19 protein-coding genes are annotated in these 14,515 nt (G+C 63.9%); 6 read left to right on the plus strand and 13 right to left on the minus strand.

Annotated features, from left to right (window positions below; genetic code table 11):
- Positions 1–7: 7 nt before the first annotated feature.
- From rpsC to rpsL, 12 genes are all read right to left on the minus strand, one after another.
- Entirely contained in the window at positions 8–760 is a 753-nt protein-coding gene (gene rpsC, locus V3H18_RS06615; RefSeq protein WP_332081191.1) for a 30S ribosomal protein S3, read from the minus strand.
- A 12-nt stretch (positions 761–772) separates the two neighbouring features.
- Positions 773–1,159 (minus strand): 50S ribosomal protein L22, encoded by a 387-nt coding sequence (gene rplV, locus V3H18_RS06620; RefSeq protein ID WP_332081192.1) that lies wholly within the window; start codon positions 1,157–1,159, stop codon positions 773–775.
- Positions 1,160–1,161: 2 nt separating this feature from the next.
- The gene (gene rpsS / locus V3H18_RS06625) at positions 1,162–1,440 is read right to left on the minus strand and encodes a 30S ribosomal protein S19 (protein ID WP_332081193.1); all 279 of its coding nucleotides are present in this window, start codon (positions 1,438–1,440) and stop codon (positions 1,162–1,164) included.
- Between the two features lie 3 nt (positions 1,441–1,443).
- Positions 1,444–2,283 carry a 50S ribosomal protein L2 gene (gene rplB / locus V3H18_RS06630; RefSeq protein WP_332081194.1) on the minus strand — a complete coding sequence of 280 codons (840 nt, stop codon included), beginning with the start codon at positions 2,281–2,283 and terminating at the stop codon, positions 1,444–1,446.
- Between the two features lie 21 nt (positions 2,284–2,304).
- Complete coding sequence (locus tag V3H18_RS06635; RefSeq protein ID WP_332081195.1) at positions 2,305–2,601, minus strand: 50S ribosomal protein L23; 297 nt, start codon at positions 2,599–2,601, stop codon at positions 2,305–2,307.
- Positions 2,598–3,218, minus strand: coding sequence for a 50S ribosomal protein L4 (gene rplD, locus V3H18_RS06640; protein ID WP_332081196.1), 621 nt, complete (start codon positions 3,216–3,218; stop codon positions 2,598–2,600). The genes V3H18_RS06635 and rplD overlap by 4 nt, the downstream gene beginning before the upstream one ends.
- Positions 3,219–3,221: 3 nt before the next feature.
- Positions 3,222–3,950 carry a 50S ribosomal protein L3 gene (rplC, locus tag V3H18_RS06645; protein WP_332081197.1) on the minus strand — a complete coding sequence of 243 codons (729 nt, stop codon included), beginning with the start codon at positions 3,948–3,950 and terminating at the stop codon, positions 3,222–3,224.
- Between the two features lie 55 nt (positions 3,951–4,005).
- On the minus strand, positions 4,006–4,314 hold the full coding sequence (gene rpsJ, locus V3H18_RS06650) for a 30S ribosomal protein S10 (protein WP_014890764.1): 309 nt from the start codon (positions 4,312–4,314) through the stop codon (positions 4,006–4,008).
- A gap of 111 nt (positions 4,315–4,425) precedes the next feature.
- Positions 4,426–5,616, minus strand: coding sequence for an elongation factor Tu (gene tuf, locus V3H18_RS06655; protein WP_123176164.1), 1,191 nt, complete (start codon positions 5,614–5,616; stop codon positions 4,426–4,428).
- A 43-nt stretch (positions 5,617–5,659) separates the two neighbouring features.
- Positions 5,660–7,735: an elongation factor G gene (gene fusA, locus V3H18_RS06660; RefSeq protein ID WP_332081201.1), complete on the minus strand. Its 2,076-nt coding sequence runs from the start codon at positions 7,733–7,735 to the stop codon at positions 5,660–5,662.
- 25 nt (positions 7,736–7,760) lie between these two features.
- On the minus strand, positions 7,761–8,231 hold the full coding sequence (rpsG, locus tag V3H18_RS06665) for a 30S ribosomal protein S7 (protein WP_332081202.1): 471 nt from the start codon (positions 8,229–8,231) through the stop codon (positions 7,761–7,763).
- Positions 8,232–8,243: 12 nt separating this feature from the next.
- Entirely contained in the window at positions 8,244–8,615 is a 372-nt protein-coding gene (gene rpsL / locus V3H18_RS06670; protein ID WP_014890767.1) for a 30S ribosomal protein S12, read from the minus strand.
- 513 nt (positions 8,616–9,128) lie between these two features.
- Between rpsL and V3H18_RS06675 the strand changes: the two genes are divergently transcribed.
- Complete coding sequence (locus V3H18_RS06675; protein WP_332081203.1) at positions 9,129–9,368, plus strand: YdcH family protein; 240 nt, start codon at positions 9,129–9,131, stop codon at positions 9,366–9,368.
- Between the two features lie 114 nt (positions 9,369–9,482).
- On the opposite strand, the gene V3H18_RS06680 is transcribed toward V3H18_RS06675, so the two are convergent.
- Complete coding sequence (locus tag V3H18_RS06680) at positions 9,483–9,908, minus strand: hypothetical protein (RefSeq protein ID WP_332081204.1); 426 nt, start codon at positions 9,906–9,908, stop codon at positions 9,483–9,485.
- Positions 9,909–10,530: 622 nt separating this feature from the next.
- Here V3H18_RS06680 and V3H18_RS06685 point away from each other — a divergent pair.
- The 5 genes from V3H18_RS06685 (at position 10,531) to V3H18_RS06705 (ending at position 14,508) form a co-directional block, all read left to right on the plus strand.
- On the plus strand, positions 10,531–11,229 hold the full coding sequence (locus V3H18_RS06685; protein ID WP_332081205.1) for a response regulator transcription factor: 699 nt from the start codon (positions 10,531–10,533) through the stop codon (positions 11,227–11,229).
- A 23-nt stretch (positions 11,230–11,252) separates the two neighbouring features.
- Positions 11,253–13,136 (plus strand): sensor histidine kinase, encoded by a 1,884-nt coding sequence (locus V3H18_RS06690; protein WP_332081206.1) that lies wholly within the window; start codon positions 11,253–11,255, stop codon positions 13,134–13,136.
- Positions 13,133–13,597 carry an HPr kinase/phosphorylase gene (locus V3H18_RS06695; RefSeq protein WP_332081207.1) on the plus strand — a complete coding sequence of 155 codons (465 nt, stop codon included), beginning with the start codon at positions 13,133–13,135 and terminating at the stop codon, positions 13,595–13,597. The genes V3H18_RS06690 and V3H18_RS06695 overlap by 4 nt, the downstream gene beginning before the upstream one ends.
- Before the next feature lie 198 nt (positions 13,598–13,795).
- Positions 13,796–14,197 (plus strand): PTS sugar transporter subunit IIA, encoded by a 402-nt coding sequence (locus tag V3H18_RS06700; RefSeq protein WP_332081209.1) that lies wholly within the window; start codon positions 13,796–13,798, stop codon positions 14,195–14,197.
- Positions 14,194–14,508 carry an HPr family phosphocarrier protein gene (locus tag V3H18_RS06705; RefSeq protein WP_332081210.1) on the plus strand — a complete coding sequence of 105 codons (315 nt, stop codon included), beginning with the start codon at positions 14,194–14,196 and terminating at the stop codon, positions 14,506–14,508. The genes V3H18_RS06700 and V3H18_RS06705 overlap by 4 nt, the downstream gene beginning before the upstream one ends.
- Positions 14,509–14,515 lie beyond the last annotated feature (7 nt).

The following is a 14,515-nucleotide window of genomic DNA, read 5'->3' on the forward strand; positions in this document are numbered from 1 at the left end:
TTATCCGTTAGGCCGCGTCGCGCGGTTCGCGCGGTTCGCGCCGCCGACGTTCGCCGCCGCGGTCGCGGTCGCCATGATCGCCGCCGCCCGCGGATTGCTCGGCCGCGCGCTTGTCCTGCGCCATCGGATCGTGTTCGAGGATTTCGCCCTTGAAGATCCAAACCTTGATGCCGCAGGCGCCATAGGCTGTATGCGCCGTGGCGACCCCGTAATCGACGTCGGCGCGCAGCGTATGCAGCGGCACCCGGCCTTCGCGATACCATTCGAGCCGCGCGATCTCGGCGCCGCCGAGACGGCCGGAGCAATTGATGCGGATGCCCTGGGCGCCCAGCCGCATGGCCGACTGCACGGCGCGTTTCATGGCGCGGCGGAAAGCGACGCGGCGTTCGAGCTGCTGCGCGATCGACTCGGCGACGAGCGCCGCCTCGGTCTCGGGCTTGCGCACCTCGACGATATTGATGACGACTTCGCTGCCGGTCAGCTTGCCGACGAGTTTGCGGATTTTATCGATATCCGCGCCCTTCTTGCCGATGACGACGCCGGGGCGCGCCGAATAGATCGTGACGCGGCATTTCTTGTGCGGACGCTCGATGACGATCTTCGACACCGCCGCCTGCTTCAAGGTCTTCGACACCGCCTCGCGGATCGCCATGTCCTCATGCAGCAGCTTGGCGTATTCGCCCTTATTGGCGAACCAGCGCGAATCCCAGGTGCGGTTGACGCCCAGTCGCAGCCCGATCGGATTAACCTTCTGACCCATGGTCTTTATCCTTTAGGCGCTTGCTTGCGCTTCGACTTCGCGCACAATGATCGTCAGATTGGCGAAGGGCTTCTCGACGCGGCTCGCGCGGCCGCGGGCGCGGGCGTGGAACCGCTTCATCACCAGCGCCTTGCCGACATAGGCCTGCGCGACGACGAGATCGTCGACGTCGAGGCCGTGATTGTTCTCGGCGTTGGCGATGGCGCTTTCGAGCGTCTTCTTCACCTCATGCGCGATGCGCTTTCTGGAGAACTCCAGATCGGCGAGCGCGCGATCGACCTTCTTGCCGCGAATGAGCTGGGCGAGCAGATTGAGCTTCTGGGGCGACACGCGCAGCATGCGCGCGACGGCCTTCGCCTCATTCTCCGCGAGCCGGGGCGGATTGGCTTCCTTCGACATCGTTAGCCTCTCTTAGCCTTCTTGTCGGCGGCGTGGCCGTGGAAGGTGCGCGTCGGCGCGAATTCCCCGAATTTGTGCCCGATCATGTCTTCCGACACGGACACCGGAATATGCTTCTGGCCGTTGTGGACGCCGAAGGTCAGTCCGACGAACTGCGGCAGGATGGTGGAGCGGCGGCTCCAGATTTTGATCACTTCGGAGCGGCCGGAAGCGCGCGAGGTCTCCGCTTTCTTCAGCAGATAGCCGTCGACGAACGGGCCTTTCCAGATCGAGCGAGCCATGGATCAGCCCTTCTTCTTGCGCGCGTGCCGCGAGGACACGATGAAACGGTCGGTGGATTTGTTGGTGCGGGTCTTCTTGCCCTTGGTCGGCTTGCCCCAGGGCGTGACCGGATGACGCCCGCCCGAGGTGCGGCCTTCGCCGCCGCCATGCGGATGGTCGATCGGGTTCATGGTGACGCCGCGATTGTGCGGTCGCCGGCCGAGCCAGCGCGAACGGCCGGCCTTGCCGATCGAGGTGTTCATGTGATCGGGGTTCGACACCGCGCCGACCGTCGCGAAGCATTGGCCATGCACAAGACGCTGTTCGCCGGAATTGAGACGCAGGATCACATAGCCCTGGTCGCGGCCGACGATCTGCGCATAGGCGCCGGCCGAACGGGCGATGGAGCCGCCCTTGCCGATCTTCGTCTCAATATTATGGACGATCGTGCCGACGGGAATATTGGCGATCGGCATGGCGTTGCCGGGCTTCACGTCGACCTGATTGCCCGAGATCACTTCGTCGCCGACGCCGAGACGCTGCGGGGCGAGGATATAGGCGAGTTCGTCGTCCGCATAGCGAATGAGCGCGATGAAGGCGGTGCGGTTCGGGTCATATTCGAGCCGCTCGACCTTGGCCGGCACATCGAGCTTGCGCCGCTTGAAGTCGACGAGGCGATAGGCCTGCTTATGGCCGCCGCCGCGAAAGCGCACGGTCACGCGGCCGTAATTATTGCGGCCGCCGTTCGAGGCCTTGCCCTCGGTCAGCGTCTTGACCGGCTTGCCCTTGTAAAGCTCGCGGCGGTCGACGATGACGAGCTGGCGAAGGCTCGGCGTGACCGGCTTGAATGTCTTCAGCGCCATGATTCTATCCTCACGCCTTCCTTAAAGCCCGGTCGTCACGTCGATCTTGTGGCCTTCGGCGAGCGTCACCACCGCCTTCTTCACGTCGCTCTGACGGCCGCGCACGCCGCGGAAGGCCTTGACCTTGCCCTTGCGCAGCAGCGTATTGACCGACTCGACCTTCACGTCGAAAAGGCCCTCGACCGCCGCCTTGATCTGCGGCTTCGTCGCGGTCTTCGCGACGCGGAAGACCACCTTGTTGCTCTCCGACGCGAGCGTCGCCTTCTCGGTGACGATCGGCGAAACGATCACGTCGTAATGGCGCACGTCCTTGCTCATTTCAGGCGCGCCTCCAGCGCGTCCACCGCAGCGCGGGTCAAGACCAGCTTCTCGCGACGGATGATGTCGTAAACATTGACGCCCTCGACCGGCAGCACGTCGATCTGCGGAATGTTGCGCGCGGCGAGCGCGAAATTATTCTGCGGCGCGCCGCCGACGATGATGATCGCGTTCTCGAGCCCGGTCTTGGCGAAGCCCGACGCGAGCAGCTTCGTCTTGGGCTCGGCGATCTCCGCCTCCTCCCAGACGATGATGCCCCCGCCCTTGGCCTTCGCCGACAGCGCATGCTTCAGCGCGAGCTGACGCACCTTCTTTGGCAGATCATGCGCATGGCTGCGCACGACCGGGCCGAAGGCGCGTCCGCCGCCGCGAAACTGCGGCGCGCGCGCCGAGCCGTGGCGGGCGCCGCCCGTGCCCTTCTGCTTGTGCAGCTTCTTGCCGCTGCGCGCGATGTCGGCGCGGTTCTTGACCGCATGAGTGCCGGCGCGCCGCTTGGCGAGCTGCCAGCGGATCATGCGGAAGATGAGGTCCTTGCGCGGCTCGAGGCCGAACACCTCATCGGAGAGTTCGATCGAACCGGCCGCCTGACCGTCGAACGACGTGACGTCGATCTTCACGGCTCAGTCCTCCTTCTTTTCTTCTTGCGGGGCGCCGGCTTCGGCCTCCCCATCGCCGTTCAGCCGGAACTTGCCCGGCTGCGGCGCATCCTTGGGCAGCGCGCGCTTCACCGCGTCGCGCACGAAAATCCAGCCGCCCGCCGTGCCCGGCACCGCGCCCTCGACCAGCAGGAGCCCGCGCTCGGGATCGGTCTGGACGACGCGCAAATTCTGCGTCGTGACGCGCTCGACGCCCATATGGCCGGCCATTTTCTTGTTCTTGAAGGTCTTGCCAGGATCCTGACGGCCGCCGGTCGAACCATGCGAGCGATGCGAGATCGACACGCCGTGCGTGGCGCGCAGACCGCCGAAGCCCCAGCGCTTCATCGGGCCGGCGAAGCCCTTGCCGGTCGAGGTTCCCGTCACGTCGACGAACTGGCCGACGACGAAATGATCCGCCGTGATCTCGGCGCCGACCGGCAGCAGCGCTTCCTCATTGACGCGGAATTCGGCGAGCTTCAGTTTCGGCTCGACGGAAGCCGCGGCGAAACGCGTGCGCTCGGCCTTGGAGACATTCTTCACCTTGGCGCGGCCGATGCCGAGCTGAACGGCGGTGTAGCCGTTCTTCTCCTTGGTCCGCTGCGCGACGACCTGGCAGCCGTCGAGTTTCAAGACCGTGACCGGCACATGCTCGCCCGCCTCCGTGAAGACGCGGGTCATTCCGACCTTTTGCGCGATGACGCCCGACCGCATGATCCAATCCTTCGCAAAGCGCGCTCGCATCTTAAGGAGCGCCGCTTGAATTCCCTTAGAGCTTGATCTCGACGTCGACGCCGGCGGCGAGATCGAGCTTCATCAGCGCGTCCACCGTTTGCGGGGTGGGATCGACGATGTCGAGAACGCGCTTATGCGTCCTGATCTCGAATTGCTCGCGCGACTTTTTGTCGATATGCGGCGAACGGTTCACCGTGAATTTCTCGATGCGCGTCGGCAGCGGAATCGGACCGCGGACCTGAGCGCCCGTGCGCTTGGCCGTCGAGACGATTTCCTTCGTCGACGTGTCGAGAATCCGGTGATCGAACGCCTTGAGGCGAATCCGGATGTTTTGACCGTTCATTGTCTCTTCCTTTAGGACCGCAATCTCTCGGATCGCTTCCGAACCGCCCGCCTCGCGGCGCGCGGCTCCTTTATGTCAAGCGAGCCGCAGGGCTCGCGGTCCGGATTCGCTTTACTCTATGATGCTGGCGACGACGCCGGCGCCGACGGTCCTGCCGCCTTCGCGGATGGCGAAGCGCAGCTTCTCCTCCATGGCGATCGGCACGATCAGCGCGACTTCCATCGTCACATTGTCGCCCGGCATCACCATCTCGACGCCGTCGGGAAGCGTGACGATCCCGGTCACATCCGTCGTGCGGAAATAAAACTGCGGGCGATAATTGGTGAAGAACGGCGTATGGCGGCCGCCCTCCTCTTTCGTCAGGATATACGCCTCGGCCTTGAACTTCGTATGCGGCTTCACCGAGCCCGGCTTGCACAGAACCTGGCCGCGCTCGACGTCCTCGCGCTTCGTGCCGCGCAGCAGACAGCCGACATTGTCGCCCGCCTCGCCCTGATCGAGCAGCTTGCGGAACATTTCGACGCCCGTCACCGTCGACTTCGTCGTCGGACGAATGCCGACGATCTCGACTTCCTCGCCCACCTTGATCACGCCGCGCTCAATGCGCCCCGTCACCACCGTGCCGCGGCCCGAAATCGAGAACACGTCCTCGACCGGCATCAGGAACGGCTGATCCTTCGGGCGCTCCGGCTGCGGGATGTAGGCGTCGACCGTCTCCATCAGCTTCAGGATCGCGTCATGGCCGATCTCCGGGTTCTTGCCCTCGAGCGCGCACAGCGCCGAACCCTTGGTGATCGGAATGTCGTCGCCGGGGAATTCATACTTGCTGAGCAGTTCGCGCACTTCGAGCTCGACAAGCTCCAAAAGCTCCGGATCGTCGACCATGTCGACCTTGTTCAAAAACACCACCAGCGCCGGCACGCCGACCTGGCGGGCGAGCAGAATATGCTCGCGCGTCTGCGGCATCGGGCCGTCGGCGGCGGAAACGACGAGGATCGCGCCGTCCATCTGCGCCGCGCCGGTGATCATGTTCTTCACATAATCGGCGTGGCCGGGGCAGTCGACATGGGCGTAATGGCGGTTCTTCGTCTCATATTCGACATGCGCCGTCGAAATGGTGATGCCGCGCGCCTTCTCCTCCGGCGCCTTGTCGATCTGGTCATAGGCCGTAAAAGTCGCCCCGCCCGTCTCCGCCAGCACTTTCGTGATCGCCGCCGTCAAAGACGTCTTGCCATGGTCGACGTGTCCAATCGTCCCAATGTTGCAGTGCGGCTTCGTGCGTGAAAACTTTTCCTTGGCCATGGCCGTGCTCCTTTAAAGAGTCCTTTGTCCGATGCGTTCGAGATCAGGCGTATTTCGCCTGAACCTTCTTCGATTCCGCTTCGGGCACTTGTTCGTAGTGATCGAATTGCATCGTGTAGCTGGCGCGTCCCTGCGTGAACGAGCGCAGCTGATTGACGTAGCCGAACATATTGGCGAGCGGCACCATGGCGTTGATGACCACGGCGTTGGCGCGCATGTCCTGGCCCTGAATCTGGCCGCGGCGCGAATTCAGATCGCCGATGACCGAGCCGGTATATTCCTCCGGCGTCACCACCTCGACCTTCATGATCGGCTCGAGCAGCACCGAGCCGCCCTTCTGCAAGGCTTCGCGCGTCGCCGCCCGCGAGGCGATCTCGAAGGCGAGCACCGAGGAGTCGACGTCGTGGAAGGCGCCGTCGATCAGCGTCGCCTTGAGATCGACGACCGGGAAGCCGGCGAGAATGCCCGACGTCGTCACCGACGCAATGCCCTTGTCGACGCCGGGGATATATTCCTTCGGCACGGCGCCGCCGACGATCTTGCTTTCGAACTCATTGCCCTTGCCGGCTTCGTTGGGTTCGAAAATAATCTTGACGCGCGCAAACTGGCCGGTGCCGCCCGTCTGCTTCTTATGCGTATAGTCGATTTCCACCTGGCGTCCGAGACGCTCGCGATAAGCGACCTGCGGCGCGCCGATATTAGCGTCGACCTTATAGGTGCGCTTCAGAATATCGACCTTGATGTCGAGATGCAGTTCGCCCATGCCCTTGAGAATGGTCTGGCCGCTCTCCTGATCGGTCGAGACGCGGAAGGACGGATCCTCGGCCGCGAGCTTTTGCAGCGCGACGCCGAGCTTCTCCTGATCGGCCTTCGACTTCGGCTCGATGGCGATCTCGATGACGGGATCGGGAAACTCCATGCGCTCCAGAATCACCGGCTTCTGCACGTCGCAAAGCGTGTCGCCGGTGCGCGTGTCCTTGAGGCCGGCGAGCGCGACGATGTCGCCCGCAAAGGCTTCCTTGATGTCCTCGCGATTATTGGCGTGCATCAGCAGCATGCGGCCGATGCGCTCTTTCTTGTCCTTCGTCGAATTGAGCACGGTCGTGCCGGAATCGATCTTGCCGGAATAGACGCGGGCGAAGGTGATCGTGCCGACAAAGGGGTCGTCCATGATCTTGAAGGCGAGCATGGAGAAAGGCTCGGCGTCGGAGGGCTTGCGGACCATCTCCTCGCCCGTGTCGACGTCGACGCCCTTGATCGCCTCGCGATCGACGGGCGACGGCAGATAATGCACGACGGCGTCGAGCAGCGGCTGCACGCCCTTGTTCTTGAACGCCGAGCCGCAGAAAATCGGGATGAAGGCGATCTTGCGCACGGCGAGGCGGATGAGCCTGTGCAGCGTCTCTTCGTCCGGCTCATTGCCGTCGAGATAGGCCGCCATGGCGTCGTCGTCCAATTCGACGGCCGCCTCGATGAGCGCCGTGCGATATTCCTTCGCCTTGTCGAGAAGATCGGCGGGGATCTCCTCGTCGTGATATTTCGCGCCGAGCCCCTCGTCCTCCCAGACGACCGCCTTCATGCGCACGAGATCGATGACGCCCTTGAAGTTCGACTCGGAGCCGATCGGCAATTGCGCGCAAATCGGACGGCCGCCGACGCGGGTCTTGATCTCCTCGACGCAGCGATCGAAGTCGGCGCCGATCTTATCCATCTTGTTGACGAAGACGATGCGCGGAACATTATATTTGTCGGCTTGGCGCCAGACGGTCTCCGTCTGCGGCTCGACGCCCTGATTGCCGTCGAGCACGCAAACCGCGCCGTCGAGCACGCGCAGGCTGCGCTCGACCTCGATGGTGAAGTCGACGTGGCCGGGCGTGTCGATGATGTTGAGGCGCTTGCCGTTCCAGAAGGTCGTCGTCGCGGCCGACGTGATGGTGATGCCGCGCTCCTGCTCCTGCTCCATCCAGTCCATCGTCGCGGCGCCTTCATGCACCTCGCCGATTTTGTGGCTCTTGCCGGAGTAATAGAGGATGCGCTCCGTCGTCGTCGTCTTGCCGGCGTCGATGTGGGCCATGATGCCGAAGTTACGGTAGTCCTCGATCGGATGAGAGCGGGCCATAAGCTTGTCCTCGTGAGCGCGCGCTTTACCAGCGGTAATGCGAGAAGGCGCGGTTCGCCTCAGCCATGCGATGGGTGTCTTCGCGTTTCTTCACCGCGGCGCCGCGGTTGTTGGACGCGTCGAGCAATTCGGCCGACAGCCTGTCGACCATGGTCTTGTCGTTGCGGCCGCGCGCCGCCGTGATGATCCAGCGAATGGCGAGCGCCTGACGGCGCTCGTTGCGCACCTCGACCGGCACCTGATAGGTGGCGCCGCCGACGCGGCGCGAGCGCACTTCGATCGCCGGCGCGACATTGTCGAGCGCCTGCTTGAACACGGCCAGCGGATCGCTCTTCGCCTTCGCCTCGACCTGGTCGAGCGCGCCATAGACGATCTGCTCGGCGACCGACTTCTTGCCGTCGTACATGATCGAGTTCATGAATTTCGCGAGAACGATGTCGCCATATTTGGCGTCCTCGATCACTTCGCGCTTTTCCGCCCGGTGGCGTCTCGACATCGCCGTGTCTCCTTACTTGGGCCGCTTGGCGCCGTATTTCGAACGGCGCTGCTTGCGGTCCTTGACGCCCTGCGTGTCGAGCACGCCGCGCAGAATGTGATAGCGAACGCCGGGAAGGTCCTTCACGCGGCCGCCGCGGATCATCACGACCGAGTGCTCCTGAAGATTGTGGCCCTCGCCCGGGATGTAGCCGATGACCTCGAAACCATTGGTGAGCCGCACCTTGGCGACCTTGCGCAGCGCCGAATTCGGCTTCTTCGGGGTCGTCGTATAGACGCGCGTGCAGACGCCGCGCTTCTGCGGGCAGGACTGCAGATGGCGGGCCTTTTCGCGATAGGTCGGCGCTTGTCGCGGCTTGCGGATCAACTGGCTGATCGTCGGCATTCAAAAAAGTCCTTCGCGTCTTGCGAATGGCGGAATTCAGGGGTCGAACCCGTCGGCGCGTTCATAGGGACGCGCAAACGAGCGAAGCGCCGATGGCTTTAGGGCCAAGGCGCTTCCAACGCAGAGGATCCCGGAGAACCGGGATCGTGCCTTCCTGTCCGTCGCTCTCGCGACGGTATGATTACCAATTACGCTTGGCGGTCACAGGCAAGGCGACAGCGTTTAAGTTCGAAGGATCGAGAGCGAGGCGCTCGCCGACGGCGTGAACTTACGGCCTGTCGAAAGTGGGCGGAACCTAATCGCGGGTCCGCCGCGCGTCAAGCGAAGATTGGGACCTCACGCAAGAATTTCGTTCAAGAATTTCGCGCGCGGATTTCGCGCTCGCGCGACGCATAGCCGCATGACGATCTGCGCAGGCGGCTTTCGCCCGTCTGCAAGCGCCGTTAACATGCTTGAACGCGGCCGCGCAGCGGCAATGCGAGAAGCATTAGGAAGATCTGGAGACGAAACGCAATGAGCCATGTCGCCCATGAGCTGCATGAAGAATTCCCCGAAAAGGCCGAGGCGATCCATACCCTCAAGACCGCCAACGCCCATTTCGCCCGCATCGCCGAGGAATATCACGAACTCAACCGCGCCATTCACCGCATCGAAACGGACGTCGAGCCCGCCGACGACGCGACGCTCGAAGATTTGAAGAAGAAGCGCCTGTCGCTCAAGGATGAGATCGCGCAGTTTCTGGCGGCGGCGTAATCGCCCGCTCCCCGGCCCTCCCCCGCTACGCAAACCGGGTGTTCCCGGTTTGCGCATCGACCCCGAAGTCGGCAACAGCCGACTTCAGACGGGAGAGGGAAGAGAGCCCCCCTTTCAGCGATATTGCGCCGGCGGCTGGGGATTATTGGCGGGATTGCTGTCGTGCTTCGAAAGGCGCGCGACGAGCGCCCCGCCGACCAGCGGCTGCAAATCCGCTTCCAGCGCGTCGGCGACCGCCTTCCCATAGACTTCCTCGCCGTCGACATGGAGGGAGAAGGCCTTGCCGTGCTTCTCGGCTTTCGCGGGGTCCTCGATCACCGCCTTGGTCCATTTATAGAGCGGATAATTTTCAAGACCGTGCTTCTCGGCCGCGGCGACATAGTCGGCGAAGGCGTCGAACTGGTTCTTGAGCGTCGCCCGGTGCCTGGCGAGAATGTCGGTTAAAGGCTTGAGCGCCGGATTGCCCGGATCCTTGCGCGCCAGTCGCGAAGCGTCGTCATTCAGATTGACCCGCACCTGATATTCCCATTGCTCGCTCATCGATCGACTCCCTGAAAGCATTTTCCGCCGAAGCGGAGGCCGGTTCGGCGTAGAAAATGCGTCAATTCAAGAAACTGGAGCATGTTCGGGAATCATCGATTCACGAACATGCTCCGGACGCTGCGCGACTTCTCCCGCCGCTTCGGAAAGCGCCTCGCGCTGACGCGGGCGGCCTCAACCCCCTCCGCGCCGGGACCAATTTTATCCGCATTTTCCTACCCGCGAGCAAGAATTCTGGGACGCCCGAGGCGCCGGCGGATCTTTGGCCGCCGCGCCGCGCCCCGACAAATCAACAAACTGTTTTTATTTTAATTTCTCCCGATCACAGACAAAAGGTGCTTTGCCGCGCGATTTTGTGTATAAGACGGATCGCGTTGCTGGCGCGACATTTGCGTTGGCCATGCCGCCAAAATTGGGCGCCGGCCACATTTCAGCCGTCTTAGCCCCTGATTTTGTAGGCGTCGACGGGTGCGTCCGACGTAAGCCCCGCCGCCGTGTCGAATAGAGTCGACTGTTGAGCGTCGACGTCGCGCCCCAACGAGCGGGTCGCCCCTTCAAGCGCGAAAGAAACTCGCGCCGACCATGACATCAGGTTCACGGCCGCAAACAGCATAGGTTGACAATGCCGACCATCGCTCTCGTCGACGACGATCGCAACATTCTCACCTCGGTCTCCATCGCCCTCGAGGGCGAAGGCTATCGGGTGCAGACCTATACGGACGGCGCCCAGGCCTTGGACGGGCTGCGCGCCAATCCGCCCGACCTCGCCATTTTCGACATTAAGATGCCGCGCATGGACGGGATGGAGCTTCTGCGGCGACTGCGGCAGAAGTCGGACCTCCCCGTGATCTTTCTGACTTCCAAGGACGAGGAGATCGACGAACTCTTCGGCCTCAAGATGGGCGCCGACGATTTCATTCATAAGCCCTTCTCGCAACGCCTCCTCGTCGAGCGCGTGAAAGCGATCCTGCGCCGCTCCAATCCGAAGGAGGCGGCGGCGCAAAAGGAATCGGAAGCGAAAGTCCTGGAGCGCGGCCAGCTCGTCATGGACCCGGAGCGCCATACCTGCACCTGGCGCGGCGATCCTGTCGTGCTGACGGTGACGGAATTCCTCATCCTGCAGTCGCTGGCGCAGCGCCCGGGCGTCGTAAAGAGCCGCAATGCGCTGATGGACGCCGCCTATGACGATCAGGTCTATGTCGACGACCGCACCATCGACAGCCATATCAAACGGTTGCGCAAGAAATTCAAACTCGTCGACACCGATTTCGAAATGATCGAAACCCTTTACGGCGTCGGCTATCGTTTCAAGGAAGCGTGAGTTCTCGCGGGGGGTGACGCGAGATGGATGCAAGCGTCGACAGGGGCGGAGACACGCGCGCCGCGGAGACGGCGATTGAGCCGGCGGCCCGCGCCTCGACGGGCGCGAGGGCCGCGCGGAGCCGCCTGCCGCGCACGCTCTCCCGGCGCTTCGCCCGCCTGCTCCGCGCGGTCCAGTCGCATCTTTCCTCCTCGCTCACCCGCCGCATCGTCGTTCTCAATCTCGGCGGGCTGGTCGCGCTGCTCGCGGGCTTCCTCTATCTCAATCAGTTCCGCGAAGGCCTGATCGACGCCCGCGTCCAGAGCCTGCAGACGCAGGGCGAGATCATCGCGGCGGCGGTCGCCGCCTCGGCGACGGTCGACACCGACTCGATCACTATCGATCCCGAAAAGCTGCTCAAACTCGCGCCGGGCGAAAGCGCGAGCGGCGCGGAGGGCGGCTCGCCGCTTGAATTCTCGCTCAATCCCGAGCGGGTCGGCCCGCTTCTGCGCCGGCTCGTTTCGCCCACGCGGCTGCGCGCCCGCATCTATGACCGCGACGGCTTCCTCCTGCTCGACTCGCGCTCGGTTTCGGGACGCTCCAACATTCTCCGTTTCGACCTGCGGCCGACGAGCGCCGCGCCGACCAACGCCTCCTCGCTTTTCGAAAAGACGCTCGACTTCCTGCGCCGCCTGACGCGCCGGCCGGAACTACCGCTTTATGAAGACATCGGCATGGGCAACGGCAAGGCCTATCCCGAAGTGGGCAGCGCGCTCGACGGCCGCATCCAGTCGGTCGTGCGCGCCAATGACAAGGGCGAAACCATCATTTCCGTCGCCGTCCCGGTGCAGCGGTTCCGCTCGGTGCGCGGCGCGCTGCTGCTCTCGACCATGGGCGGCGACATTGACGCGATCATCGCCACCGAGCGCTGGGGCATCATCCGCATCTTCCTCGTCTCGGCGGGCGTGATGCTGCTCATCTCGCTCTTCTTCACCAATACCATCACCGAGCCCATGCGCCGCCTCGCCGAGGCCGCCGAGCGCGTCCGGCGCGGCGCGAAATCGCGCCAGGAAATCCCCGATTTCTCGGACCGACCCGACGAGATCGGGCATCTTTCCGGCGCGCTGCGCGACATGACCAAGGCGCTCTATAACCGGATCGAGGCGATCGAACATTTCGCCGCCGACGTGGCGCATGAGCTCAAAAACCCGCTGACCTCGCTGCGCAGCGCCGTCGAGACGCTGCCGATCGCCAAGACCGACGCGGCGCGCGACCGCCTGCTCGCCATCATCAAACATGACGTCGGCCGGCTCGACCGCCTCATCAGCGACATTTCCGACGCCTCGCGCCTCGACGCCGAACTCGCCCGCGCCGATATGAACGCGGTCGATCTCGCCGCGGCGCTGTCGACCGTGGTCGACATGGCGCGCGCCGTCGATCGCGGCGACGGCGTGACGATCGACTTGACGATGCGGCCGAATCTCAACGAGCCGCCGCGAAAGCGCTGGCGCGTGCAGGGGCACGACTCGCGGCTTGGGCAGGTCTTCAACAATCTCATCGACAACGCCCGCTCCTTCTCCAAGCCCGGCGGCGGCGTGCGCGTGCTGCTCTGGCCGGAGCGCGCCAACGGGCCGGGCGGCCAGCAGCTCGAAGGCTATGAGATCATCGTCGACGACGACGGGCCGGGCATTCCCGAAGGCGCTTTCGAGCGCGTCTTCGAGCGCTTCTACACCGACCGGCCGGAGCAGGGCTTCGGCCAGAATTCTGGCCTCGGGCTCTCCATCTCGCGCCAGATCATCGAGGCGCATGGCGGCCGCATCCGGGCGCTCAACCGCACCAGCGCCCATCCTCAGGGAACGGACGATCCGGGCCCCGGCGACATCGTGCTCGGCGCGCGCTTCGTCGTCTGGCTGCCCGCGGCGCGATGACGCCGCCGGGCGCGCCCGTCTATGTCCACGCCAATGCGCTGGTCCTTGGCGAATGCGGCCTGCTGCTGCGCGGCGCCTCCGGCGCGGGCAAGAGCGCGCTGACGCTTCAGCTTATCGCCGACTGGCGCGCGCGCGGCGATTTCGCCAGCCTCGTTGGCGACGACCGCATCGCCCTCGAAGCGCGCGGCGGCAGGCTGATCGCGCGGCCGCATCCCGCCATTCGCGGACTGATCGAAGCGCGCGGACTTGGCCTCTTACGCCTTCCCTACGAGCCCGCCTGCGTGATCGGCGCCGTCGTCGATCTTGGCGCCGGCAAAGGGGAGACTCGCCGCCTTCCGGACGCGGCCGAGAGGACGACGGATTTATGCGGGGTGAAGCTCCCTCGCCTGTTCGAGCATGGCGCGAACGCCGGCGCTGCGGCGAGGATCGCGGCTTTTATTCATGAAGTTGCGATAAATTGACCACATATCGCTCTTTTCGCTTGCCAATTTCGCCGCGTTGCACAAAATGACGCCCCTGTCGAGCCAGGCGATGCGGTCGGGCGCTACGGCTCCTAAAGGGACGACAAATCGGCGCCGCTAGTCGGTCTAGCGGCGGCTATCGCGTTTTTCGGTCACTGACATCGGCGCGCGAGACGTCTTCATGAGTGGTAGGGTCGAATGATCGGAATGGTCTTGGTGACCCATGGCCACCTTGCCACGGAGTTTCGCGCCGCGCTTGAACATGTCGTCGGCCCACAAAAGCAGATCGAAGCGATTTCGATCGGCCCCGAGGACGACATGGAGCGTCGCCGCGCCGAAATCATCGAGGCGATCCGTCACGCCGATACTGGCGACGGCGTCGTTCTGCTTACCGATATGTTTGGCGGCACACCCTCCAATCTGGCGATATCGGTTATGAACGGCGGCAAGGTGGAAGTGCTCGCCGGCGTCAACCTGCCGATGCTCATCAAGCTCGCCTCCGTGCGCGACACCCAGCCACTGGAGCAAGCCGTTCTGCAGGCGCAGGACGCCGGCCGCAAATATGTTTACATCGCCAGCAAAGTGCTCAACGCAAAATGAACGAACTCATCACCAATGCGCCGGATCAGGCCGCCCACGGCTGCGCGTCGCGCGAATTCGCCATCGTCAACAGGAAGGGGCTGCATGCGCGCGCCACCGCCAAATTCGTTCAGTGCTGCGAAAAATATGATGCGCTGATTACCGTGACCAAGGGCGGCGAGACGGTCGGCGGCAGCTCCATCATGGCGATTCTGACGCTCGGCGCCGGACAAGGCTCGACGATCGTCGTGACGGCCGAGGGGCCGCAGGCCAACGAGGCGCTGGACGCGCTCGAAGCTCTGATCGCCGACCGTTTCGGCGAGGACGAATAAGCCGCGA

Source organism: Methylocystis borbori, from assembly GCF_036576025.1.
Lineage (GTDB): Bacteria > Pseudomonadota > Alphaproteobacteria > Rhizobiales > Beijerinckiaceae > Methylocystis > Methylocystis borbori.

What these genes read in the sequence shown, in the direction of transcription:
- rpsS (WP_332081193.1), bottom strand. Translation starts at nt 1,440, where the DNA reads ATGGCTCGCTCGATCTGGAAAGGCCCGTTCGTCGACGGCTATCTGCTG.
- V3H18_RS06685 (WP_332081205.1), top strand. Translation starts at nt 10,531, where the DNA reads ATGCCGACCATCGCTCTCGTCGACGACGATCGCAACATTCTCACCTCG.
- V3H18_RS06635 (WP_332081195.1), bottom strand. Translation starts at nt 2,601, where the DNA reads ATGAGCAAGGACGTGCGCCATTACGACGTGATCGTTTCGCCGATCGTC.
- V3H18_RS06705 (WP_332081210.1), top strand. Translation starts at nt 14,194, where the DNA reads ATGAACGAACTCATCACCAATGCGCCGGATCAGGCCGCCCACGGCTGC.
- fusA (WP_332081201.1), bottom strand. Translation starts at nt 7,735, where the DNA reads ATGGCCCGCTCTCATCCGATCGAGGACTACCGTAACTTCGGCATCATG.
- rpsJ (WP_014890764.1), bottom strand. Translation starts at nt 4,314, where the DNA reads ATGAACGGTCAAAACATCCGGATTCGCCTCAAGGCGTTCGATCACCGG.
- rplC (WP_332081197.1), bottom strand. Translation starts at nt 3,950, where the DNA reads ATGCGGTCGGGCGTCATCGCGCAAAAGGTCGGAATGACCCGCGTCTTC.
- V3H18_RS06680 (WP_332081204.1), bottom strand. Translation starts at nt 9,908, where the DNA reads ATGAGCGAGCAATGGGAATATCAGGTGCGGGTCAATCTGAATGACGAC.
- V3H18_RS06675 (WP_332081203.1), top strand. Translation starts at nt 9,129, where the DNA reads ATGAGCCATGTCGCCCATGAGCTGCATGAAGAATTCCCCGAAAAGGCC.
- V3H18_RS06700 (WP_332081209.1), top strand. Translation starts at nt 13,796, where the DNA reads ATGATCGGAATGGTCTTGGTGACCCATGGCCACCTTGCCACGGAGTTT.
- rplV (WP_332081192.1), bottom strand. Translation starts at nt 1,159, where the DNA reads ATGTCGAAGGAAGCCAATCCGCCCCGGCTCGCGGAGAATGAGGCGAAG.
- V3H18_RS06690 (WP_332081206.1), top strand. Translation starts at nt 11,253, where the DNA reads ATGGATGCAAGCGTCGACAGGGGCGGAGACACGCGCGCCGCGGAGACG.
- rplB (WP_332081194.1), bottom strand. Translation starts at nt 2,283, where the DNA reads ATGGCGCTGAAGACATTCAAGCCGGTCACGCCGAGCCTTCGCCAGCTC.
- rpsG (WP_332081202.1), bottom strand. Translation starts at nt 8,231, where the DNA reads ATGTCGAGACGCCACCGGGCGGAAAAGCGCGAAGTGATCGAGGACGCC.
- rpsL (WP_014890767.1), bottom strand. Translation starts at nt 8,615, where the DNA reads ATGCCGACGATCAGCCAGTTGATCCGCAAGCCGCGACAAGCGCCGACC.
- rpsC (WP_332081191.1), bottom strand. Translation starts at nt 760, where the DNA reads ATGGGTCAGAAGGTTAATCCGATCGGGCTGCGACTGGGCGTCAACCGC.
- V3H18_RS06695 (WP_332081207.1), top strand. Translation starts at nt 13,133, where the DNA reads ATGACGCCGCCGGGCGCGCCCGTCTATGTCCACGCCAATGCGCTGGTC.
- tuf (WP_123176164.1), bottom strand. Translation starts at nt 5,616, where the DNA reads ATGGCCAAGGAAAAGTTTTCACGCACGAAGCCGCACTGCAACATTGGG.